Genomic DNA, 22,922 nt, shown 5'->3' with positions numbered 1-22,922 from the left:
TAGTCACATTTCCGGGCGCTTCCGCGCCTATGACCGGGGGCTCTGCGCCGCCCGGCGAACGGCTGTGTACTCCGGCGCGCACGTTCGCATGCGGTTGCGAACATCCACCTGACCCGGGAGTAGCAAAGGGTTGACACCCGGAAGCGCTGAGTGCCGCTGTGAGCCTCTTGGAGCCCTGCTCCGCATATGGGGAGTCGGGAGAGACCGGTTCAGGGCGGCACATGCGGACTCAGGTACCGGCAAACCCCCATCACTGTCGGCGCTACCGGTAGACTGGAAGCTAATCCCGCCCCATTCGTGGGGACCGCTTCGGAAACACTGTGCAACGCTGACAAAGGCTTCCACCGCAACACGCCGCAGCCGCTCCGGCAAACCCGCCGGGAGTCTGGCTTGTGCTGTGCCAGAAAGGGCGCTTCGTGGCCGATTCCGGCAACCCCAACGAGAACATCCTGTCCACCGAGGCCCCGGCTGGAGTTGCCGAGGCCTCAACCACGGCGTACGACGCCAATGCCATTACCGTCCTCGAGGGCCTGGACGCGGTCCGCAAGCGACCCGGTATGTACATCGGCTCGACCGGTGAGCGTGGACTTCATCACCTTGTGCAAGAGGTCGTCGACAACTCCGTCGACGAGGCGCTGGCCGGCCACGCGGACACGATCGACGTCACGATCCTCGCCGACGGCGGCGTGCGGGTCGTCGACAACGGCCGTGGCATTCCGGTCGGCATCGTCCCTTCCGAGGGCAAGCCGGCCGTCGAGGTCGTGTTGACGGTCCTGCACGCGGGCGGCAAGTTCGGCGGCGGCGGCTACGCGGTCTCCGGCGGTCTGCACGGCGTGGGTGTCTCCGTCGTGAACGCCCTGTCCACCAAGGTCTCCGTCGAGATCAAGACCGATGGCTACCGCTGGACACAGGACTACAAGCTGGGCGTCCCGACGGCTCCGCTCGCCAAGCACGAGGCCACGGACGAGCACGGCACCACGGTCACTTTCTGGGCCGACCCAGACATCTTCGAGACCACCGAATACTCCTTCGAGACGCTCTCGCGGCGCTTTCAGGAGATGGCGTTCCTCAACAAGGGTCTGAGGATCAACCTGGCCGACGAGCGCGAGTCGGCGAAGGCCACGGCCGGGGCGAACGAGGCGGGCGAGGACGAGAAGCACGAGGTCAAGAGCGTCTCGTACCACTACGAAGGCGGCATCGTCGATTTCGTGAAGTACCTCAACTCCCGCAAGGGAGATGTGGTGCACCCCACCGTGATCGACCTCGAGGCCGAGGACAAGGACAAGAGCCTGTCCCTCGAACTCGCGATGCAGTGGAACAGCGGTTACACCGAGGGTGTCTACTCCTTCGCGAACATCATCCACACGCACGAGGGCGGTACGCACGAAGAAGGCTTCCGCGCGGCGCTGACGAACCTGGTCAACAAGTACGCGCGCGAGAAGAAGCTGCTGCGTGAGAAGGACGACAACCTCACGGGTGACGACATCCGCGAGGGTCTGACGGCGATCATCTCGGTGAAGCTGAGCGAGCCGCAGTTCGAGGGCCAGACCAAGACGAAGCTGGGCAACACCGAGGTGAAGACCTTCGTCCAGAAGGTCGTCTACGAGCACCTGAACGACTGGCTGGACCGCAACCCGGTCGAGGCGGCGGACATCGTCCGCAAGGGCATCCAGGCGGCCACCGCGCGCGTGGCGGCCCGCAAGGCCCGGGACCTCACTCGGCGCAAGGGCCTCCTCGAGACGGCGTCCCTGCCGGGCAAGCTCTCCGACTGCCAGTCGAACGACCCCATCAAGTGCGAGATCTTCATCGTCGAGGGTGACTCCGCCGGCGGCTCGGCCAAGTCCGGCCGGAACCCCGAGTACCAGGCGATCCTCCCGATCCGCGGCAAGATCCTCAACGTGGAGAAGGCCAGGATCGACAAGATCCTGCAGAACCAGGAGATCCAGGCGCTGATCTCGGCCTTCGGCACCGGAGTCCACGAGGACTTCGACATCGAGAAGCTGCGCTATCACAAGATCATCCTGATGGCGGACGCCGACGTCGACGGCCAGCACATCAACACCCTGCTGCTGACCTTCCTGTTCCGCTTCATGCGGCCGCTGGTCGAGGCCGGGCACGTGTTCCTGTCCCGTCCCCCGCTCTACAAGATCAAGTGGGGCCGGGAGGACGTCGAGTACGCGTACTCCGACCGTGAGCGCGACGCGCTGATCGAGATGGGCCGCCAGCGCGGCAAGCGCATCCGGGAGGACTCGATCCAGCGCTTCAAGGGTCTCGGCGAGATGAACGCCGAGGAACTGCGCATCACGACGATGGACCAGGAGCACCGCGTCCTCGGCCAGGTCACCCTCGACGACGCCGCCCAGGCCGACGACCTCTTCTCGGTCCTGATGGGCGAGGACGTCGAGGCGCGCCGCGCGTTCATCCAGCGCAACGCCAAGGACGTCCGCTTCCTCGACATCTGAGTCGGTCTCAGCTGACCGAACCAGGAAGGATCTTCACCAGCAATGGCCGACCAGAACACCCCCGTGACGCCCGAAGAGGGCGGCGAGATCGTCATGCGTGTCGAGCCCGTCGGGCTCGAGACGGAGATGCAGCGCTCGTACCTCGACTACGCGATGTCCGTCATCGTGTCCCGCGCGCTGCCCGACGTACGCGACGGTCTCAAGCCCGTCCACCGCCGCGTCCTGTACGCCATGTACGACGGCGGCTACCGGCCCGAGAAGGGCTTCTACAAGTGCGCCCGCGTCGTCGGCGACGTCATGGGCAACTACCACCCGCACGGCGACTCCTCGATCTACGACGCGCTGGTCCGCCTCGCGCAGCCGTGGTCGATGCGGATGCCGCTGGTGGACTCCAACGGCAACTTCGGCTCGCCGGGCAACGACCCGGCGGCGGCCATGCGCTACACCGAGTGCAAGATGGCGCCGCTGTCGATGGAGATGGTCCGTGACATCGACGAGGAGACCGTCGACTTCACGGACAACTACGACGGTCGCTCCCAGGAGCCGACCGTCCTGCCCGCCCGCTTCCCGAACCTGTTGATCAACGGCTCGGCGGGCATCGCGGTCGGTATGGCCACCAACATTCCGCCGCACAACCTCCGCGAGGTGGCGGCCGGCGCCCAGTGGTACCTGGAGAACCCCGAGGCCTCCCACGAGGAACTCCTGGACGCGCTCATCGAGCGCATCAAGGGCCCCGACTTCCCGACCGGCGCCCTGGTGGTCGGCCGCAAGGGCATCGAGGAGGCGTACCGCACCGGCCGCGGCTCGATCACCATGCGTGCGGTCGTCGAGGTCGAGGAGATCCAGAACCGCCAGTGCCTGGTGGTCACGGAACTGCCGTACCAGACCAACCCCGACAACCTCGCGCAGAAGATCGCCGACCTGGTGAAGGACGGCAAGATCGGCGGCATCGCCGACGTCCGTGACGAGACGTCGTCCCGTACGGGCCAGCGCCTGGTCATCGTCCTGAAGCGCGACGCGGTCGCCAAGGTCGTGCTGAACAACCTGTACAAGCACACCGACCTGCAGACGAACTTCGGCGCCAACATGCTGGCCCTGGTCGACGGCGTGCCCCGCACGCTCTCCCTGGACGCGTTCATCCGCCACTGGGTGACGCACCAGATCGAGGTCATCGTCCGCCGTACGAAGTTCCGGCTACGCAAGGCCGAGGAGCGGGCGCACATCCTGCGCGGCCTGCTGAAGGCCCTGGACGCGATCGACGAGGTCATCGCGCTGATCCGGCGCAGCGACACCGTCGACATCGCGCGCACGGGCCTGATGGACCTCCTGGAGATCGACGAGATCCAGGCCAACGCCATCCTCGAGATGCAGCTGCGCCGGCTGGCCGCCCTGGAGCGCCAGAAGATCATCCAGGAGCACGACGAACTCCAGGCCAAGATCCGCGAGTACACCGAGATCCTCGCCTCCCCGGTCCGTCAGCGCGGCATCGTCAGCGCCGAACTCGCCGCGATCGTCGAGAAGTACGGCGACGACCGCAAGACGACGCTGATTCCCTACGACGGTGACATGTCCATCGAGGACCTCATCGCCGAGGAGGACATCGTCGTCACCGTCTCGCGCGGCGGTTACGTCAAGCGGACGAAGACGGTCGACTACCGGGCGCAGAAGCGCGGCGGCAAGGGCGTGCGCGGCACGAAGCTCAAGGAAGACGACATCGTCGACCACTTCTTCGTGTCCACGACCCACCACTGGCTGCTGTTCTTCACCAACAAGGGCCGTGTCTACCGGGCCAAGGCCTACGAGCTGCCGGACGCCGGACGTGACGCGCGTGGACAGCACGTCGCCAACCTGCTGGCCTTCCAGCCGGACGAGGCGATCGCCGAGATCCTCGCGATCCGCGACTACGAGGCCACGCCCTACCTGGTGCTCGCCACCAAGGGCGGTCTTGTGAAGAAGACGCCTCTGAAGGATTACGATTCGCCCCGTTCCGGCGGTGTCATCGCGATCAACCTCCGTGAGAAGGGGGACGGTTCCGATGACGAACTGATCGGAGCCGAACTCGTATCCGCGGAGGATGACATCCTTCTGATCAGCAAGAAGGCACAGTCGATCCGCTTCACGGCGACGGACGAGGCACTGCGGCCCATGGGCCGTGCCACCTCGGGTGTCAAGGGCATGAGTTTCCGCGAAGGGGACGAGCTGCTCTCGATGAATGTTGTTCGACCCGGTACGTTCGTGTTCACTGCCACAGACGGTGGGTACGCGAAGCGGACCGCCGTCGACGAGTACCGCGTCCAGGGTCGCGGCGGCCTCGGCATCAAGGCCGCCAAGATCGTCGAGGACCGCGGTTCGCTCGTCGGCGCGCTGGTGGTCGAGGAGACCGATGAGATCCTCGCCATCACACTGTCGGGCGGTGTGATTCGTACGCGAGTCAACGAGATCAGGGAAACCGGCCGTGACACCATGGGCGTCCAACTGATCAACCTGGGCAAGCGCGATGCCGTGGTCGGTATCGCCCGTAACGCCGAGGCGGGGCGCGAGGCGGAGGAGGTCGACGGCGACGACGCCGTGGACGAGACCGCCGACGGTGTCACGACGACCGGCACGGACGAGGGTGAGGCGCCCTCGTCTGAGTAGCACGAGGAGTGAGTCAGCGTGAGCGGAGCCACGGGCGCCGGGTCGTCCGGTACTTCGGCCGGCACTTCGACCGGGTCGGAAGCGGACGGCGGCGGCCGTGGCTCCGCCGCGCGTGCGATGGACACGCACACGACCCAACTGAAAGCGATCAAGCCGAGTACGACCGACTCGGCCTCGCCCTCGCCCGACGGGCATGGATCCCAGGGGGGAACTGTGACGGACACCCGTGGTCCGCAGACCCAGCCGCCCGCACCGGGCGGCCCGGCCGCGGCTCCGGGCGGGCCCGGCCGCCAGGCTGCGGCGCAGCCTCAGCCCCAGGCCGGTGGCTCCGCGCTCCCCGGGGAGCGGCAGGCGCAGCAGCAGTCGGGCCCGTACCACCCGCCGCAGGCCTACCAGGCGACTCCGGAGGGTTCGTCCCGCAAGCCGCGCACGGGGGCCCGTACGACGCCTCGTACGCGCAAGGCGCGGCTGCGCGTGGCCAAGGCCGATCCGTGGTCCGTAATGAAGGTCAGCTTCCTGCTCTCCATCGCCCTCGGTATCTGCACGGTCGTCGCGGCGGCGGTGCTGTGGATGGTCATGAACGCGATGGGCGTCTTCTCCACGGTCGGCACCACCATCTCCGAGGCCACCGGCTCGAACGAGTCCAACGGATTCGACCTTCAGTCGTTCCTGTCGCTGCCCAATGTGCTGATCTTCACCACGATCATCGCGGTCATCGATGTCGTCCTCGCCACCGCCCTCGCCACCCTCGGCGCCTTCATCTACAACCTCTCCGCGGGCTTCGTCGGCGGTATCGAGCTCACGCTCGCCGAGGACGAGTGAGCACGGCGACGGCATAGGGAAGTGCCCACGGGGACGGCGCGAACACCGTCCCCTACGGGGTGCCCCACCGCGTCGCGGTTCCCCTCCAGGTATCGATTTTGGGACTGCCCACGTCGTGCGCTAATCTTCAGGAGTCAGCGCGCGGGACATACACCGCAGAGCGCGGCGGGGCTATAGCTCAGTTGGTTAGAGCGCATCCCTGATAAGGATGAGGCCACAGGTTCAAATCCTGTTAGCCCCACCAGCATGAAGACCCTCAGCCGATGTCGGTTGAGGGTCTTTGTCGTTCACGGTCGATGTCGGTTGATGTCGACTCGATGTCGGTCGGCATCGAGTCGACACCGCCTTGGCAGCGACCGACATCGTCGATGAGTGATCGGACGATGAGTGTCGGGGCGCGACAGGTGTCTGAGCCGGCGAGTACGGATGCGAGAAACCCCCGGCAGGGATGGCCGGGGGTTTCTCGCTCTTCCATGAGCGTCGTACGCAAGATCGCCGCTGTTCGGTGTCTCTTCCGGTCGGGGATCAGCGTTGGAGGGGCGTGATGTGCTGCTCGGATCGGGGGTGAGGGGTGTCCGGGGCAGAGGCCGGTCCGGTGACGCTTGTGACGGTGTCCGCGGCCCTCTCCAGGGCCGTGCGGTGGCGGCAGGAGGGTGAGGAGCCGTGGGCCTCGGCTCGGATGCGTTGCTTCATCGTGGGGGGCAGGGCCCGGTCGGTGGACCGGGCCGGGAGGGACATCGCCGGCGTCGTCGTGAGTGCCGCGCAGTTGCGGGCGGTCTCGGTCCGCGGTACGGCGGCGGAGGCCGTGGTCGTGATGAGTCCGAGCGCCGTGCACAGCGCGAGGAAGGCGGTGACGATGGCGGTCCACAGCTTCATGACCTTGTTCTGGGCCATGGCCCCTCACTTTCGGGTCGGGTGATTTGCGTACTTTCCTCATGATGTGTATGTGGGCTCCGAAATCGTGGACCGACGCCCATGGCGCGTCGCTCTTCAGATGAACACCACTCGGATGGATGCAAGGGCGGGGAGAGTTCCCGGAAGTCGTAGGGCGGGGCGGGGAGAGGTTGCGAGGGAGGGGTGAGGGCGCAGGCCGCGGGCGTCGGCAAGGTGGGCGAGATGTGATGGACCTGTGTGATGAACCTGCGATCGGAACAGTGGCGTCCGGTTCTACTGCGCTCTTCCCGGCGGGAGTTGAGGGGCCGACGCAGGTCACCGATCGGTATCGGTCGGTGTGTATAGTCGGGCGGCAGAGGTCCCCTACGTCAAGGAAAGACGAGGTCGCGCGGTGAAGAAGCTTCTCCTGGTCGCACTGGCCGCCATCGGCGGGCTCCTCGTGTACCGCCAGATCCAGGCGGATCGCGCCGAGCAGGATCTGTGGACGGAGGCGACTGACTCCGTGCCCACGGGTTCGTGAACATCGACATCAGTCTCAGAGCAGACCCCGGCCGCGCTCGCGGTCGGGGTTTTGTGTCGCTTGGGCCTGTCGTCCCGGATATTCGGGCCCATCCCGCACGGCATGTGTTCGCGTTGGCGAACGATGTGCTTGCGATAGCAAAACAACGGTCTATGTAGAGGCCGTTTTCAGCCGCTCACCCCTAGGAACATGGGCATCGGCGCGTCCGGCCCGGCAGGATGGGCGCGTTCGGAGCCGCGGCCTCGGCACCGCGACTGCTGGACTACGGCAACTGGTCTGCATCCGGGCATCGACTGCCGGAGCTTCTGCTGGGCTTCTTCTGGGCTTCTTCCGGGCTCCGACTTCGGAGCCGCGACTTCGGGTCTACGACGAGGGGTGGCGCGTGATGGGGCGGCGCACGGTCTGGTGGCGAGTTGCGGCGGCCGTGGGAGCGGCCCTGTACATGGCGACGGCGCTGCCCGGGCCCGCCGTGGCGGCCGACACGCCCACTCCGTACTCCTACGCCGAGGACGCGAGGACGGTCGAGGGCACGACGAGCAGCACCGGAGCCGTGCGGCTGACGGCCGGTACGACCTACCGGAGCTCCATCGGACCGGGCGGCAAGCTCTACTACCGCCTCGATCTCGACGCCGCCACCAACGCGTACGTGTCGGCCACGGCCGTACCCGGGGCGGGAGCGACGGTCGGCTCCGCGGACGGCGTCAGGGTGTCTCTGCAGGACGCCGACGCGCACCGCTGTTCGTACAAGACCGCCCGCTTCGGCCCGACCCGCAGCGCGCACCCCGTCACGGCTTGGGCGTCGCGTGAGATCGGCAGCGACGAGTACATGTGCCAGGGGGCCGGGGTGTATTACGTCGTCGTCGAACGGGTCGGTCCGGCTGCGGGGGCCGGGGCGGGGCCGGGCACGGGCTCGGTGTCTGGTTCGGTGTCGGGCTCCCCGTCGAAAGGGCCGTCGGAGGAGTGGGGGCTGGAACTCGGCTTGATGTCGGAGCCCGCTGTGCGGAAGGGGGGTTCGACGAGTGCCCCGGAGACCTGGAACTCCGCGTCGCCCCAGGGTGTGTCGGGGGACCCGGAGCGTCGCCGTGGGGGGAGCGGCTTCGCCACGGCGAGCCCGTTGGCGCAGGGGGTCTGGCAGGACGACGTCGGCATCAGGGCCGGGGAGACGCTCTTCTACAAGGTGCCCGTCGGCTGGGGGCAGCAGCTCTCCGCCACCGCCGAACTGGGCAGCACGACCGGTGGCGACGGGTACGTGGGGAACGCGTTCGTCGTGTCCCTCTACAACCCCGTACGCGGCTTCGTGGACGACAGAACCGCCAACTACGGCGGCGAACAGCGGTCCGCCGCGCTGGCCCCGCTCCCGCCCGTCGCCTACGAGAACCGTTTCTCCCTCGACAACGAGGTGAGTGGGATGCGTTTCGCGGGCTGGTACTACCTGGCGGTGCACCTAGGGACGTCTGTCGCCGACCGGTTCGGCGATGAGCCTCTCGGACTGACTCTGCGGGTGCGGCTGGAGGGCGAGGCCGAGGCCGGACCGGGGTATCTGGGTACCTCCGAGCCACGCGGCGCCTTCGAGGTCACCGAGGAGGACCAGGAGGCCGCGGAGAGCGGCGCGGCGGCGGACACGCTGGACGGTGCGGGAGACAGCGGCGATGAAGGGGACGGAGGGACTTCCGGCGGCGGGGACGGTTCCGGGAACTCCACGGGCACTGGAGACCAGCGTCTCGCCATGACGGTCGTCGCGGCGAGCGGTATCGGCACGGGGAGCCTGCTGCTCCTCGTGCTCGTGGTGTGGACACTCGTGGCGCGCAGGCGGGCGTCGGCCGGTGCGGAACCGGAACGGCCGCGGGTGGGCACGGCTCCGCGGGGGCGGCATGGGGCGTCTCGGGGTAGGTAGGCAGACAGGCAGACAGGCTGGCTGAGCTGGGGCAGGCAGGTACTGGCTCGGCTGGTGGCGGGCACCTGATGAGTTGGTGGCGGGTACCGGCCGACGTCTTATCGCCGCGCACGGTGGCTGGGTGGGTTGGCGAGCTGGGGTGGCCGGGAGACAGGGGACAGGGGACAGGGTCAGAGCTGGCCCAGCGCTGACAGGCTCACAGTTGGCCCAGCGCCCAGAACCCCACCGCGAAGCAGGCCAGCGCGAGTATCAGGACCGGAACGACCACCTTGACGGGAGGGCCCGGGCGGCGCCGCGACAGTGCCCTCGATCGACGCGGAACCTGCGGGGGCCGAGCGGTGTATGAACCAGTAGAGGCGTACGCGTGCTGCTGCACCGCTGCTGTCGGGGCCTGAGAGAGGCCCAGCGGCGGGTGCGGCTGGGGGGAGGGCACATGCGCGGGTTCGGGGAGTGGCGCTGGGATGGCTTGGACGGGCGTCGCGGCGGGGGGAGTGGCCTGCTGCTCCAGTTGCTGCTGTGGGTAGCCGAGGCCGGGGGTGTGCTGCTGATCCGCCTGGCGCGGCGGTGTGTGGGTGGCCAGTACCTGGGGCGGCGGCAGATGGAAGCTGCCGGTGTCCGACATCGTGGACGGCTGCGGTGGTACGGGGTCGCGTTCGGGCCGCGGCGGTACGGCGGCCGGGGGCGACTCGGGCGATACGTGACCCGTGTGCGCCGAAGACGCCGACGGCAGGGAGCCGGAATCCTGAGACCACTGCCCATAGTCGGCACCGTTGCTTGGACTTGTGCCGGAGCCGGAGCCGGAGCCGGTGGATCCGGCTTGGGGCGGGGCGGTGGCGGGCCTGGGCGGCGGCGGTATGGAACCCGTGTACGGAGGCTGGGGCATGGAGCCGGCCGGCGGTGCCGGTAGCGCGGTGTCTGTGCCGGGCGACGGCGGGTCCTGGGACGGCGGGCTGAACGGCGGCGGATTCTGGGGCGGCGGTGGGGTCGCGTCTACGCCGGAGCCACCTCCCGAGACCGGCTGCGAGACCGAGGACGCGGATGGAGACGCGGATCGAGACGCGGACGAAGAGGGCGGTGATGCAGCGGGCGGAGTGGAGGCGGGAGCCGAGGGAACGGCGGGCACTGAAGGCGATGAAGGGCCGGACCAGCCAGGCGAGTTGGAAGGAGTGGGCGTACCCGGGCCGGGAGTCGGCGAGGACGTGCCGCCGGTGCTGGTGCCGGTCTTGTCCAGACCCGACGCCCTCTGCAGCGGACCTTCGGGGGCGAACCCCTTGGGAAGCGGACCGAGTTGGTCGAAGACCTCCACCAGTTCGTCGTCGGGGCCTGGCTCGGGCAGGAGCTCCGTGGCTGCGGCGAGAGCCTTTCGGGCACCCGTGGCGGTGCGGAAGCGGGAGTTCGGGTCCGGCTGGAGCAGCGTGGCAATGACCTGCCACAGGGGCTCGGGGATGCCTCGCGGGGCGCTCGGTGTGCCGTGGGCGGCGAAGTGCTCGATGAGGGCCTTGGCGTCGGGTTTGGCGCCCTCCAGCAGGTAGAGGGCGACGAGGCCCACCGCGAAGAGGTCGGCCGGGAAGTCCGGGTCGGCGCCCAGCATCTGCTCGGGGGCGAAGTAACCCGGCGTTCCCACCACGTAGTTGGTCTCCGTCAGCCGTGGCTCGCCCAGGCGCATGGCGATGCCGAAGTCCGACAGACGCAGGCGGGGCCGGGCCGTGCCGGTGGCCTCCAGCAGCACGTTGGCGGGCTTGATGTCGCGGTGGATGACGCCTTCCGCGTGCACGGCGGCGAGGCCGGACAGGAGTTGGTCGAGCAGACCGCAGACGTAGGCGGGCGGAAGGGGGCCGTAGTCGTTGACGAGATTGACCAGGGAGCCTCCGGCGACCAGGTCCATGGTGAACAGGACTTTGTCGTCGTCGGCGGCCCAGCTGGCGGGCGCGAGCACATGGGGATGGTCGATCCGCACGGCCTGCTCGCGGACGAAGCGCAGCAGGGCGTGCGCGTCACGCTGTTGCAGGACCTTGGCGGCCACATAGCGGCGACGGCGGTGGTCCCAGGTGCGCCAGACCGCGCCGACTCCCCCGCGCCCGATCGGGTCGACCAGTTCGTACCGGCCGGCGAAGACCTCACCCATGGCTGTGCGTCGTTCCCCCTTCGGCTCCCCCCTTGGCTGCCCTTCGGCGGAGGACACGGCGCTCGCGCCGCCCTCCGCGGAGCCGGCTTGTACGTGCCCGGCTTCCCTCGGAGCTTGCTTTCCGCCCCTGTCCCCCTGCCGTTCCGTTCCGCTGGCTTCTCGGCTCTTCTGGAGCCTACGTCCACGTCTCAGTGACTCACGAGAGGCCCGTAAGCCCCTCGTCCCCCACTTCGGCCGCGGCCCGGTCGCCGAACCCCCTTTCGGGGACCGGGCCTTGGGCTCAGTTCTGGTGGGACTGGTAGTGCGCCACCGCGTCCGACGTGCGGCCCGCGCCGTACACCCGGAGGAACTCTGCCAGTTCCGGGTGGGTCGGGGCGAGGGTGTCCGCCGCCTCGATGATGTCGCCGGCGGCCGCCACCGAGCGCAACAGCGACTGGATCTCGCGGACAACCCGCTTGACCGTGGGCGCCCCCGAACTCGTCGTCGACTGCGTGGTGTTGCTGAGCACGGAGCCCCCCTGTGACTTCTTGATCTCGTCCATGCGCTCGGTCGCCTCGGCGGCGCTCACGCTGCCGTCAGCGACCTGCCCCGCCAGGTCCTGCAGCAACTGCACCCGCTGGACCACGGCCGGGTTGCCGATCTTGGCACGCTGACCGCTCATCAGCTGCGACAGCATCGGTGCGGACAGGCCCAGAACCCCCGCGAGACGGGCCTGGTTGAGACCCAGGTCCTCGATGAGCCTACGGAAGAGCGCCCCCAACGGCTCTCCGTACCAGTTCCGCTGCAGCTCCCGGGCTCTTGCGGTCGCTTCCTGCTGTGCGGCGTCCATTGCGTCTCCCCATCGCTTCCCCAAATACCGTGGTTCGCTGTAGCGAACCACGACGAGCATCTTACGGAGAGTGGTCGTTCACGGGGACCCCCAATCTTTTTGCGAGATCCCGGGGGTGACCCGGTACTCTGGTCTGCGAAGCCTCCCGGTGGTCGGTTCTTCCGGGTGGACGCTTCCCTTTCGGGGCCTTAGCTCAGTTGGTAGAGCGCTGTCTTTGCATGGCAGATGTCAGGGGTTCGACTCCCCTAGGCTCCACAGCGGATCGACCGGGCCGGATGTCGTAGGACATCCGGCCCGGTCTTTTTTCTTGCCTCCGGGGCCCTGGGGCGCCCATGGCGTTCGGGGCGGGCTCGTCGCGATCGCTATCTGTGCAGTCCGTGAGGAGATGGCCGTTGGTGCGGGGTGACGGGGGATGGCACGTGTCGACGTGCGCACATGCGAAACCAGTGCTCTGGATCACAGAGGTGGACGGCGGAATGTGTACATCACCCTTCGCAACCGGATCAATACATTCCGGTTTGCTGTGCTTCCGCGACGCTGGGGGCGGACGTTTCACGTGAAACAGCCCTGTAGGGCAGGAGGCCTGCAAGTCTCCTGCCCTACAGGGCTGTTGAAAGTGCCCGGACGAGCGCACCCTCGGGCAAGAACCATCCCGGAAGGGACGTGCCCTGGGGTGACAGCAGTCTCGGAGGGAAGTCTCCTCGGCTGCCGGTTCTCAGCCGCGGTCGTCGCGGTCCGCGGCCTCCTCCTCGGCTTGCTTGGCTTGGACCTCGGGGTCGAGTGCGGACTGCCCGCTGCCGTCGACGGAGGACAGGTGGCCGGGCTCGGAGACCTCGGTGGCGGCGGGGGGCTCGACCAGCCAGTCGGGGTTGGCCTGCTTGTCCCACCACTTCCAGGCGGCGAAGGCACCGCCCGCCAGGGCACCCAGGACGGCCAGGCCCTTGACGGCGCGGCCGAGCCTCGCGCGTCGCTGCTGCCTGCGGACCAGCTTCTGGATCTGCTGGGGCGAGACCTGTCCGCGCAGCGCGGCCAGCGCCGCGACACTGCGGGCGGTGGCCTCCTCACGGGCGGGCCCGGCGGCGGCCACGGCCTGTTCGATGCGTGGACGGGAGTAGTCGGCGGCCTGGCGGGCCGCCTTGCGGGTACGGGCGGCGGCTTCGTGGGCCGCGTGGTCGACCTTCGGCGGTACATGCGTGCGGGCCTGCTCAAGACGCGGGACGACATGGGCGCCGTACTGGACGCGTGCCTGTTCCGCGGCCTGCGACACCTTCGGCGCGAGTCGTACACGTGCCTCATGCGCGTAGTGCGAGGCCTTGTCCTTGGCCGTGTCGGCGTAGGGCGCCACCACTTCCGCGGCGTGCAGCACGCTGTCCTTCGCCGAGCCGGTCGCGGCGCGCACGCTGTCGATGCGGGTCACGGGATCCTCCTCCTCGGTGGCGTACGGTAATTCGACTTTCCACCCTTTTGGGGATCATGCCTCCCGGAGCGCTCCGGGGCATGTGCGGGCGGGCATCCGGGTCATGGGCACCGACTCCGGCTGATCATCGAGCAAGAGCCGCTCATGGACCGGTCACGTGCAATAGGGGATGAATGCGGGGCAACGGGAACTTGTCCGCGACAGTGCTGAGAATGCCACGGATCGCCGCGAAGCGCGCCGGTACCGGGGTTCTCGACCGGTTTTCCGCGCCCCCGCAGCACAAGAGCGAGGGCGTCGGGGGACGGACGGCGTCGTCCGTGCGAGGATCGGGGGAGTCACAGAGGACAACGGAAGGCAGATCGTGGCTGAGCAGCTGTACGCCACCCTGAAGACCAACCACGGCGACATTGAGGTGCGGCTGCTGCCGAACCACGCGCCCAAGACGGTCCGTAACTTCGTCGAGCTCGCCCAGGGCGAGCGTGAGTGGACCAACCCGGCCACCGGGAAGAAGTCCACGGACAGGCTCTACGACGGCACGGTCTTCCACCGGGTGATCAGTGGATTCATGATTCAGGGCGGTGACCCGCTGGGCAACGGCACCGGTGGTCCCGGCTACCAGTTCGCGGACGAGTTCCACCCGGACCTCGCCTTCGACAAGCCCTACCTGCTGGCCATGGCCAACGCCGGCCCGGGTACCAACGGCTCGCAGTTCTTCATCACCGTCTCCCCGACGGCGTGGCTGAACCGCAAGCACACCATCTTCGGTGAGGTCGTCGACGCGGCCAGCCAGAAGATCGTGGACGCCATCGCCGGCGCCCAGACCAACCCGCGCACCGACCGTCCGGTCAATGACGTCGTCATCGAGTCGGTCGTCATCGAGACCCGCCAGGGCTGAGGTCACCGGGGTTCACCACCAGGGCCGAGCAGGCCGGGTTCGCCGCGAGGTCGGACCCGAAAGGTTCACAAGGCCCCGAAGGGAACCAATCGCCCCGCTCATCCGTAAGGATGGGCGGGGCCGATGCGTTCCACACACGAGACGGAGGGGACCCCATGGACCAGGTGCCGAGCAGCTCGCAGGACGCGCGGAGCCTGCCCACCTGCTACCGGCACCCGGATCGCGAGACGGGCGTCCGCTGCACCCGCTGCGAGCGCCCCATCTGCCCCGAGTGCATGGTGAGCGCCTCCGTCGGCTTCCAGTGCCCCGAATGCGTCCGCGACGGCTCCGGCACGGGCCACGCGCCCTCCGCCTCCGCCCCGCGCACCCTCGCGGGCGGCACGATCGCCGCCGATCCCCGGCTCCTCACCAAGATCCTGGTCGGCGCGAATCTGCTGCTTTTCCTGGTGAAGATGTCTGCGGGTGACAACTTCACCGATCGGTTCGACCTCATCGGGCGGGCCTGGGTCCCGGAACTGGGCTCCTCGCTCCAGGGCGTGGCCGAGGGACAGTGGTACCGGCTGCTGACGTCGATGTTCCTGCACGGCAGCGTTACGCACATCCTGTTCAACATGCTGAGTCTGTGGTGGATCGGCGGCCCGCTGGAGGCGGCCCTCGGCCGAGCCCGCTTTCTCGCGCTCTACTTCGTCTCCGGCCTGGTCGGCAGCGCGCTCACCTACCTGCTCGCCGCGCAGAACCAACCGTCGCTCGGCGCCTCCGGCGCCATCTTCGGGCTCTTCGGCGCGACCGGCGTTCTCATGCGCCGTCTCAACTACGACATGCGCCCGCTGATCATCCTGCTGGTGATCAACCTGATCTTCACCTTCACCCCGATGTTCAACATCGCCTGGCAGGCCCATGTCGGAGGCCTCGTCGGCGGTGTTCTGATCGGTTACGCGATGGTGCACGCGCCGCGCGAGCGGCGGGCGCTGATCCAGTACGGCGTATGCGCCCTGGTACTGGCCGCAGTGGTGGTCATGACGCTGGTCAGGACCGCACAGCTGACCTGAGGTGATGTCGGACCGTCACCGGTCCGGCGCTCCGACGGCACTGTTACAGCACTGTTGTCCACAGACCGTGGCGGATCTTGTGCATAGGGTGCGGGAACAGGTGTGCCCCCTGCCGCTCACCTGCGTTTTCGCAGGTCAGGCAGGGGGCGAACAGGTTTGCGGATGTCGGTGGGTCAGTCATACCGGCGTCAACGTCCAGTGAGTTATCCACAGATCGTCGTTCTTTTTCCCCACTGTGGAAAACGCCTGTGGATAACTCGGTGGATATCTCTGGGCAGAGCTACTTCCACCGAGCGGAGACCGCTACTTCCACTGGGTCGAGACGCCGAATCCCGCGGCGATGAAGCCGAAGCCGACCACGATGTTCCAGTTGCCGAGTGAGTCGATGGGCAGGGAACCGTCCGTCACATAGAAGACGACGATCCAGGCGAGGCCGATGAGGAACATGGCCAGCATGACGGGCGCCACCCAGCCGCGGCTGTTCAGCTTGATAGCCGTGGCCTGCTTGGACGGCGGCGGCGTGTAGTCGGCCTTCTTGCGGATACGTGACTTCGGCACGAGGGTCTCTCCTGTCGATGCGCTGCGTGGCCGCGCAGGGAACTGTGGCGGGCTCCGGGGCAGCGTACAAGGGGACACTGAATGCTCCCCCGGGCGTCCGTTAGCGTAGTGCTTCCGCGGCGCCTAAGGAGATAAGGGTACGTTGAGCAATTCAGCCGACTCCCCCGAGGCTGGTTCCGGCACCTCTGCGGAGACCCGTTCCGGCGACTCCTCCGCGACCGGTGCCGATCCCGCCGTCCGAAACGGCGATCCCTCCTCCCGGGGCGGCTTCCGGCCCGCGCGCGTGCTCACCGTCGGGGTATTCGCCCTGGCCGGGCTGATCTTCTTCACCAGCTTCGACACGGCCAAGGGCACCAATATCCGTACGGACGCCTCGCTGCTGAAGCTCTCCGACCTGATCCAGGAGCGCAGCCACAAGAACGGGCAGCTCGACGAGTCCAACGCGGTGCTCCGGGACGACGTCGAGGCCCTCGCCGAGCGGGACGACGGCAGCACCAAGGCCGAGGACGCCCGGCTCAAGGCGCTGGAGAAGAACGCCGGCACCCAGAAACTCAAGGGCGAGGCCCTCACCGTCACCCTCGACGACGCCCCGCCGGACGCCACCGCCAAGCTCCCCGGCTACCCCGAGCCGCAGCCCGACTACCTGGTCATCCACCAGCAGGACCTGCAGGCCGTGGTGAACGCCTTGTGGCTGGGCGGTGCCGAGGGCATCAAGGTCATGGACCAGCGGCTGATCTCCACCAGCGCCGTGCGGTGCGTCGGCAACACCCTGATCCTCCAGGGCCGCGTCTACTCACCGCCGTACAAGATCCAGGCGGTCGGTGACCCGGAGAAGCTCCAGAAGGCGCTCGCCGCGTCCGAGGCGATCCAGAACTACATGGTGTACGTCAACGTCTACGGGCTGGGCTGGAAAGTCACCGAGGACGGGCCGGTGACTCTTCCCGGCTACTCGGGCACAGTGGATCTGAAGTACGCGAAGCCCGTGGAGTAACGGCAGCCGGGGGACCCGTGTCGGTGCGCGTGATCGTGAGAACCGTCAGCGAACTCTGCATCACCGCCGGCACCCTGATCGTGCTCTTTGTCGTCTACGTGCTGTTCTGGACCGGCGTGAAGGCCGACTCCGAGATGGACCACCAGGTCGACCTGCTCCAGGACCAGTGGGCGAAGCAGCCCGTGGAACCGGTATCCGGCCCGGGCACCTCGGCGGCTCCGGAGCCCCCCGCCCCGTACAAGGACGCCAAGCCCTTCGCCCTCATGTACATCCCGCGTCTTGGTTTCACGTGGAACAAGCCCGTACTCGAGGGCACGAAGACGGACACTCTCAAGAAAGGGCTCGGGCACTACGCGAACACCGCGCAGCTGGGACAGAAGGGAAACTTCGCAGTCGCCGGGCATCGCCGCACGTACGGCGATCCCTTCAAAGATTTTCCCAAGCTGCGCCCCGGCGACGCGGTGGTCCTGACCGACGGCGCGGACTGGTTCACGTACGTCATCGACGAGGGGCCCTATCGGACATTGCCCACGGACGTCCAGGTCATCGACCCCGTGCCGAAGAAATCGGGGTACACGCGCGCGGGGCGCTATCTGACGCTGACGACGTGCGACCCGGAGTGGGGACACAGCCATCGGCTCATCGTCTGGGGCCATCTGGAATCCACACACCCTGTGGAGGCCGGGAAACCGGAGGCACTACGCCGTTAGTCTGGTGGCGGTACGGCGTGATTCCGGTGCCGTGGTGTGAAGGAAGGGACGGCATGTACGGCTGGATCTGGCGACATCTGCCGGGCAACGCGGGGCTGAAGGCGCTGTTTTCGATCGTGCTGACCCTGGCCGTGGTCTATGTCCTCTTCCAATACGTCTTTCCCTGGGCGGAGCCCCTGCTGCCCTTCAACGATGTGACGGTGAACGACCAGTGAGTGCCGCCCGCCCCGCCCGCGTCCTCGTCGTCGACAACTACGACAGCTTCGTCTTCAACCTGGTCCAGTACCTGTACCAGCTGGGTGCCGAGTGCGAGGTGCTGCGCAACGACGAGGTGGCGACCTCGCACGCCCAGGACGGCTTCGACGGCGTGCTCCTGTCCCCCGGGCCGGGCACCCCCGAGGAGGCCGGCGTCTGCGTCGACATGGTCCGCCACTGCGCCGCGACCGGCGTCCCCGTCTTCGGCGTCTGCCTCGGCATGCAGTCCATGCAGGTGGCGTACGGCGGTGTCGTGGACCGCGCGCCCGAACTGCTGCACGGCAAGACGTCGCTGGTGGAGCACGAGGGCCAGGGCGTCTTCGCGGGCCTGCCCACCCCCTTCACCGCGACCCGCTACCACTCGCTGGCCGCCGAGCCGGCGACCGTGCCGGCCGAGCTGGAGGTCACGGCGCGCACCCACGACGGGATCATCATGGGCCTCAGGCATCGTGAACTGCCTGTCGAGGGCGTGCAGTTCCACCCCGAGTCGGTGCTCACCGAGCACGGGCACCGCATGCTCGCCAACTGGCTGGCGGAATGCGGCGACCAAGGGGCCGTGGCGAGGTCGACGGGGCTCGCCCCCGTGGTGGGCAGGGCCACGGCGTGACCGCACTGCGCCCCGAGCGCGAGAGTGCCCCCTACGGCGGCGAGGCCGCGTACGGGGGCGCCGAGTCGTTCGAGGCGGAGGCCTTCCAGCCCGGGGCGCCGTTCACCGACGCGGTCGAGCCCCGGCAGCAGTGGGCCGCCCAGCAGGCCCCGCAGTACGGCCAAGGCGACTGGTACGGGCAGCAGCAGCCGTACGCGGAGCCCTCGTTCGAGCCGTACGAAGGCTACGAGGCGCGTCCCCAGGCCCCGTACGACAGTCCGTTCGAGGCCTATGAAGCGGCGACCGTCCACGAACATCCCTCGACCGGCACCGCCCAGGAGCATCCTCCGATCGACGAGGAGACCGTGGCGCTCCGGGTGGAGGAGGCGCGGCGCATAGCGGCCGCGGCCGAGCCGATACCCGCTCCCCCCGCTCCCGGTGGCCGTGCGGCCCGCCGTAAGGCCGCGAGACGGCATGGGAGACACGGGGGGTCCCCGGGCGCCCACGCGGGCTCCGGAGCCGCTCAGGAGCCCGAGGAAGCCTTAGAGGCGGCCGGGGAGGCGCCGCCCCGCTCCCGGGTCGAGGCGCGGCGGGCGGCGCGGGCGCGCAAGCCCAGCGCGGGAGTGATCGCGAGCCGGGCCATCGGCGAGGTGTTCATCACCACCGGTGTGGTGATGCTGCTGTTCGTCACGTACCAGCTCTGGTGGTCGAACATCCGGGCCCACCAGCAGGCCGGCAGGGAGGCGACGAGCCTCCAGGAGGAGTGGAAGAACGGCAAGCGCGCGCCGGGCGCGTTCGAACCGGGCCAGGGATTCGCCATCTTGCACATCCCTAAGCTCGACGTCGTCGTGCCGATCGCCGAAGGCATCAACAAGTCGAAGGTCCTGGACCGCGGAATGGTCGGGCACTACGACCAGAACAGCATCAAGACGGCGATGCCCGAGGACAAGACGGGCAACTTCGGTATCGCGGGCCACCGCAACACCCACGGCGAACCGTTCCGGTACATCAACCGGCTCAAGCCCGGCGACCCGATCGTCGTGGAGACGCAGGACACGTACTACGTCTACGACATGGCCTCGATCCTCCCGGTGACGCCGCCGTCGAACGTCAGAGTGCTCGAACCCGTCCCTCCGGGGTCGGGCTTCACCGAGCCGGGTCGCTACATCACGCTGACCACGTGCACGCCGGAGTTCACGAGCAAGTACCGCATGATCGTGTGGGGCAAGATGGTGGAGGAACGGCCGCGCAGCGAGGGGAAGCCCGACGCGCTCGTCCAGTAGGGGCTCGACCAAGGGCGGAAGAACTGTGGCAGTGACCACCGACGACACCGAAGAGAAGACGGGCGCGTCCGAGACCGTGCCGCGGCGCCGCGGTATGGGCCGGATCGCCATGGCGGTCAGTGTCTTCGGTGAACTCCTCATCACCGCGGGCCTGGTGCTCGGCCTGTTCGTCGTCTACTCGCTGTGGTGGACGAACGTCCTCGCCGACCGCGAGGCGGACGAGGAAGCGAACCAGGTCCGCGACAACTGGGCGTCGGTCGACAACGGCCCGGGCGCCCTGGACACCAAGGACGGCGTCGGCTTCCTGCACGTCCCCGCCATGAGGAACGGCGAGGTCCTGGTGAAGAAGGGCACCTCCACCAAGATCCTCAACGGTGGCGTCGCCGGCTACTACACCGACCCCGTCAAGGCGACCCTCCCCAGCTCCGACAAGGACGGGAACTTCACCCTCGCCGCCCACCGCGACGGCCACGGGGCCAAGTTCCACAACATCGACAAGCTCAAGAAGGGCGACTCGATCGTCTTCGAGACCCGCGACAACTGGTACGTCTACAAGGTCTACGACACCCTCACCGAGACCTCGAAGTACAACGTCAAGGTCCTGTCGGACATCCCCAAGGAGTCCGGCAAGAAGAAGGCCGGCAAGTACATCACCCTCACCACCTGCACGCCCGTCTACACCTCCCGGTACCGGTACATCGTGTGGGGCGAGTTGGAGCGCGTGGAGCGGGTGAACGCGGAGCGCACGCTGCCGAAGGAGCTGCGGTAGCGACGCCGAGGGTTGGTCGCTCGTACGGACGTTTCACGTGAAACCGAACGTTTCACGTGAAACGTAGCGAAGACGAAGGAGCCCCGGCACCCCCTTCAGGGAGGGTGCCGGGGCTCCTTCGTCGTGCGGGACGAGGCTGTGGATCAGGCCTTGTCGTGGGGTCCGGTGGCGCTATCCGAAGATGCCGCCGTCGTTCCCGCCGTTGTTGTTGTTCCCGCCGTTGTTGCCGCCGAAGCCCACCGAGGCGAGGGTGATCGTCGTCTGGGCCGGGTCGGCGTTGTTGCCGCCGTCCGGGTCCTGGTCGGTGACGATCGCGGTGTCGCTCTGGTCGCTGCCGCCCGCGAACTGGATGTTGGTGAAGCCGGCGGCCTGCAGGGTCTGCTTGGCCTGGCCCACCGTCTGGCCGACGACGTTCGGGACCTCGGTCTCCTGCTCCTCGGCCTCCTTGCCGATCTGGATGGTGACCGTGTCGCCCTTGTCCAGCTCGGTGCCCGCCTCGGGACTGGTCGCGATGACCTTGCCGACGAGGTTGTCGTCTTCGGTCTCGACCTCGGTGCAGGTGCCGACGAGGTCGTTGGCCTGCATCTGGGCCACGGCCTGGTCGCAGCTCTTGCCGGCGACGTCCGGCACGGTGGCCTGCTCCGGAGCCTTGGCGACCGTCAGCGTGATCGTGGAACCCTTTTCGATCTTCCCGCTGGCCGGGTCCTGGTCGATCACGATGCCAGCCGTGCGGTCGGACTCCTCGGTCTTCTTCTTGACCTCGAAGCCCTTGTCCTCAAGCTCGGCCTGGGCCTCGTCGAACTGAATGCCCTGGACGTCCGGAACCGTGACCTTGGGAGCGCCCGTCGAGATCACCAGCGCGATGGTGTCGCCCTTCTTGACAGGATCACCTTCCTGGGGCGTCTGGCTGCAGACATTGCCAGTCTTCTGGTCCTCGCACTCGTCCTTGGTGACCGTCACCTCGAGATCGACATTGGTTGCCGCTCTCTTGGCTTCGGCCTCCGTCTGTCCCACGAAGCTGGGATTCTTGAACGTTTCGTTGGAGGCGTCGTTCCCCGGGAACATCCACTGGCCGATGAGGATCGCGCCGATCAGCACCAGGACACCGGCGACGACCAGAAGGATCGTCGAGGTGTTGTTCTTCTTCTGCTGGCGGCGGCGGCCCTGACGGTCGTCGTAGCCGTAACCGTCGTCCGGGCCGACCGGTGGCAGCATCGTCGTGGCACCGGCGTCGGCGCGCAGGGCGGTGGTCGGTTGGTCGTCGGGGTAGCCGCCGTAGCCGACCGAGCCCATGGCCGCTGTGGCCGCGACGGGCTGGCCGTCGAGGCAGGCCTCGATGTCGGCGCGCATCTCGTCGGCGGACTGGTACCGGTAGTCCGGGTCCTTGACCAGGGCACGCAGGACGATGGCGTCCATCTCCGGTGTGATCTCCGGGTCGAAGACGCTCGGGGGCTGCGGTTCCTCCCGCACATGTTGATAGGCGACCGCCACGGGGGAGTCGCCGATGAACGGCGGCCGGACCGTCAGGAGCTCGTAGAGCAGACAGCCCGTCGAGTACAGGTCGGAACGGGCGTCCACCTGCTCACCCTTGGCCTGCTCCGGGGAGAGGTACTGGGCGGTGCCGATGACCGCGGACGTCTGCGTCATCGTCATGCCGGAGTCGCCCATGGCACGGGCGATGCCGAAGTCCATGACCTTGACCTGGCCGTTGCGCGTCAACATGACGTTGGCGGGCTTGATGTCGCGGTGGACGATCTGGTTGCGGTGGGCGTACTCCAGTCCCTGGAGGATGCCGATGGTCATCTCCATGGCCCGCTCCGGCAGCAGCTTGCGGCCGCTGTGGAGAAGCTCACGGAGGGTCGAGCCCTCGACGTACTCCATGACGATGTACGGGATCGAGACCCCGTCGATGTAGTCCTCGCCCGTGTCGTAGACCGCAACGATCGCGGGGTGGTTGAGCGAGGCGGCCGACTGGGCCTCTCGGCGGAACCGGGCCTGGAAGGTGGGGTCGCGCGCGAGGTCCGCTCGCAGCGTCTTCACCGCCACGGTGCGGCCGAGGCGGGTGTCCATCGCGAGGTAGACCTCCGCCATGCCACCACGGCCGAGCACCTGGCCCAGCTCGTACCGGCCGCCGAGGCGACGCGGCTCTTCCATAGCTTCCTACCAGCCCTCTCAGTCGGTCCCGACCGCACCCATGTGTGGTCCGGCGGCTGTGCTCCGGGCATA

Annotated in this window: 19 protein-coding genes and 2 tRNA genes; 15 read left to right on the top strand and 6 right to left on the bottom strand. The window is 68.0% G+C overall.

Annotation, left to right across the window (positions count from 1 at the left end; genetic code table 11):
• Nucleotides 1-416: 416 nt before the first annotated feature.
• The 4 genes from gyrB to JIX56_RS23410 all read left to right on the top strand — a co-directional run bounded on the left by gyrB (nucleotide 417) and on the right by JIX56_RS23410 (nucleotide 6,165).
• Nucleotides 417-2,462 carry a DNA topoisomerase (ATP-hydrolyzing) subunit B gene (gyrB, locus tag JIX56_RS23425; RefSeq protein WP_257543230.1) on the top strand — a complete coding sequence of 682 codons (2,046 nt, stop codon included), beginning with the start codon at nucleotides 417-419 and terminating at the stop codon, nucleotides 2,460-2,462.
• 42 nt (nucleotides 2,463-2,504) lie between these two features.
• Entirely contained in the window at nucleotides 2,505-5,099 is a 2,595-nt protein-coding gene (gyrA, locus tag JIX56_RS23420; protein WP_257543228.1) for a DNA gyrase subunit A, read from the top strand.
• Between the two features lie 18 nt (nucleotides 5,100-5,117).
• A complete protein-coding gene (locus JIX56_RS23415; protein ID WP_257543227.1) occupies nucleotides 5,118-5,921 on the top strand; it encodes a DUF3566 domain-containing protein in 804 nt (267 codons plus the stop codon).
• 167 nt (nucleotides 5,922-6,088) lie between these two features.
• A tRNA-Ile gene (locus JIX56_RS23410) sits at nucleotides 6,089-6,165 on the top strand.
• Between the two features lie 281 nt (nucleotides 6,166-6,446).
• Here the strand turns inward: JIX56_RS23410 and JIX56_RS23405 are convergent.
• Nucleotides 6,447-6,815: a DUF6344 domain-containing protein gene (locus JIX56_RS23405; RefSeq protein ID WP_257543225.1), complete on the bottom strand. Its 369-nt coding sequence runs from the start codon at nucleotides 6,813-6,815 to the stop codon at nucleotides 6,447-6,449.
• A gap of 391 nt (nucleotides 6,816-7,206) precedes the next feature.
• On the opposite strand from JIX56_RS23405, the gene JIX56_RS23400 reads away from it, so the two are divergent.
• Entirely contained in the window at nucleotides 7,207-7,335 is a 129-nt protein-coding gene (locus JIX56_RS23400) for a DLW-39 family protein (RefSeq protein WP_003999697.1), read from the top strand.
• A 385-nt stretch (nucleotides 7,336-7,720) separates the two neighbouring features.
• Nucleotides 7,721-9,229, top strand: coding sequence for a hypothetical protein (locus tag JIX56_RS23395; protein WP_257543224.1), 1,509 nt, complete (start codon nucleotides 7,721-7,723; stop codon nucleotides 9,227-9,229).
• 196 nt (nucleotides 9,230-9,425) lie between these two features.
• Here the strand turns inward: JIX56_RS23395 and JIX56_RS23390 are convergent, their stop codons facing one another.
• Both JIX56_RS23390 and JIX56_RS23385 read right to left on the bottom strand, forming a co-directional pair.
• Entirely contained in the window at nucleotides 9,426-11,354 is a 1,929-nt protein-coding gene (locus JIX56_RS23390) for a serine/threonine-protein kinase (protein ID WP_257543222.1), read from the bottom strand.
• 280 nt (nucleotides 11,355-11,634) lie between these two features.
• The gene (locus JIX56_RS23385) at nucleotides 11,635-12,183 is read right to left on the bottom strand and encodes a helix-turn-helix domain-containing protein (RefSeq protein ID WP_033530590.1); all 549 of its coding nucleotides are present in this window, start codon (nucleotides 12,181-12,183) and stop codon (nucleotides 11,635-11,637) included.
• A 182-nt stretch (nucleotides 12,184-12,365) separates the two neighbouring features.
• On the opposite strand from JIX56_RS23385, the gene JIX56_RS23380 reads away from it, so the two are divergent.
• Nucleotides 12,366-12,438 (top strand) — tRNA-Ala (locus JIX56_RS23380).
• A gap of 460 nt (nucleotides 12,439-12,898) precedes the next feature.
• Here JIX56_RS23380 and JIX56_RS23375 read toward each other — a convergent pair.
• Complete coding sequence (locus tag JIX56_RS23375) at nucleotides 12,899-13,600, bottom strand: DUF5324 family protein (protein ID WP_257543220.1); 702 nt, start codon at nucleotides 13,598-13,600, stop codon at nucleotides 12,899-12,901.
• Nucleotides 13,601-13,961: 361 nt separating this feature from the next.
• On the opposite strand from JIX56_RS23375, the gene JIX56_RS23370 reads away from it, so the two are divergent.
• Together JIX56_RS23370 and JIX56_RS23365 are read left to right on the top strand one after the other, a co-directional pair.
• A complete protein-coding gene (locus JIX56_RS23370) occupies nucleotides 13,962-14,495 on the top strand; it encodes a peptidylprolyl isomerase (RefSeq protein WP_257543218.1) in 534 nt (177 codons plus the stop codon).
• A 155-nt stretch (nucleotides 14,496-14,650) separates the two neighbouring features.
• Nucleotides 14,651-15,544 (top strand): rhomboid family intramembrane serine protease, encoded by an 894-nt coding sequence (locus JIX56_RS23365; protein ID WP_257543216.1) that lies wholly within the window; start codon nucleotides 14,651-14,653, stop codon nucleotides 15,542-15,544.
• A gap of 303 nt (nucleotides 15,545-15,847) precedes the next feature.
• Here JIX56_RS23365 and crgA read toward each other — a convergent pair whose 3' ends face one another.
• Nucleotides 15,848-16,102: a cell division protein CrgA gene (crgA, locus tag JIX56_RS23360; RefSeq protein ID WP_257543214.1), complete on the bottom strand. Its 255-nt coding sequence runs from the start codon at nucleotides 16,100-16,102 to the stop codon at nucleotides 15,848-15,850.
• A gap of 142 nt (nucleotides 16,103-16,244) precedes the next feature.
• Between crgA and JIX56_RS23355 the strand changes: the two genes are divergently transcribed.
• The 6 genes from JIX56_RS23355 to JIX56_RS23330 are packed head-to-tail and all read left to right on the top strand — an operon-like array spanning nucleotide 16,245 to nucleotide 20,696.
• The gene (locus JIX56_RS23355; protein ID WP_257543212.1) at nucleotides 16,245-17,093 is read left to right on the top strand and encodes a DUF881 domain-containing protein; all 849 of its coding nucleotides are present in this window, start codon (nucleotides 16,245-16,247) and stop codon (nucleotides 17,091-17,093) included.
• 17 nt (nucleotides 17,094-17,110) lie between these two features.
• Nucleotides 17,111-17,803 carry a class E sortase gene (locus tag JIX56_RS23350; RefSeq protein WP_257543210.1) on the top strand — a complete coding sequence of 231 codons (693 nt, stop codon included), beginning with the start codon at nucleotides 17,111-17,113 and terminating at the stop codon, nucleotides 17,801-17,803.
• Nucleotides 17,804-17,856: 53 nt separating this feature from the next.
• Nucleotides 17,857-18,018: a hypothetical protein gene (locus JIX56_RS23345; RefSeq protein WP_257543208.1), complete on the top strand. Its 162-nt coding sequence runs from the start codon at nucleotides 17,857-17,859 to the stop codon at nucleotides 18,016-18,018.
• Entirely contained in the window at nucleotides 18,015-18,665 is a 651-nt protein-coding gene (locus JIX56_RS23340) for an aminodeoxychorismate/anthranilate synthase component II (RefSeq protein WP_257543206.1), read from the top strand. Before JIX56_RS23345 ends, JIX56_RS23340 begins: the two co-directional genes overlap by 4 nt.
• Nucleotides 18,662-19,927: a class E sortase gene (locus tag JIX56_RS23335; RefSeq protein ID WP_257543204.1), complete on the top strand. Its 1,266-nt coding sequence runs from the start codon at nucleotides 18,662-18,664 to the stop codon at nucleotides 19,925-19,927. Before JIX56_RS23340 ends, JIX56_RS23335 begins: the two co-directional genes overlap by 4 nt.
• 25 nt (nucleotides 19,928-19,952) lie before the next feature.
• On the top strand, nucleotides 19,953-20,696 hold the full coding sequence (locus JIX56_RS23330) for a class E sortase (protein WP_257543202.1): 744 nt from the start codon (nucleotides 19,953-19,955) through the stop codon (nucleotides 20,694-20,696).
• Nucleotides 20,697-20,867: 171 nt separating this feature from the next.
• Here JIX56_RS23330 and pknB read toward each other — a convergent pair whose 3' ends face one another.
• Complete coding sequence (gene pknB, locus JIX56_RS23325) at nucleotides 20,868-22,850, bottom strand: Stk1 family PASTA domain-containing Ser/Thr kinase (protein WP_257543200.1); 1,983 nt, start codon at nucleotides 22,848-22,850, stop codon at nucleotides 20,868-20,870.
• Between the last annotated feature and the right edge of the window lie 72 nt (nucleotides 22,851-22,922).

The organism is Streptomyces sp. CA-210063, assembly GCF_024612015.1.
In the GTDB taxonomy this organism is placed as follows: domain Bacteria; phylum Actinomycetota; class Actinomycetes; order Streptomycetales; family Streptomycetaceae; genus Streptomyces.
The sequence above is the reverse complement of the archived record's forward strand: the minus strand, read 5'-3'. Positions and strand labels throughout refer to the sequence as shown.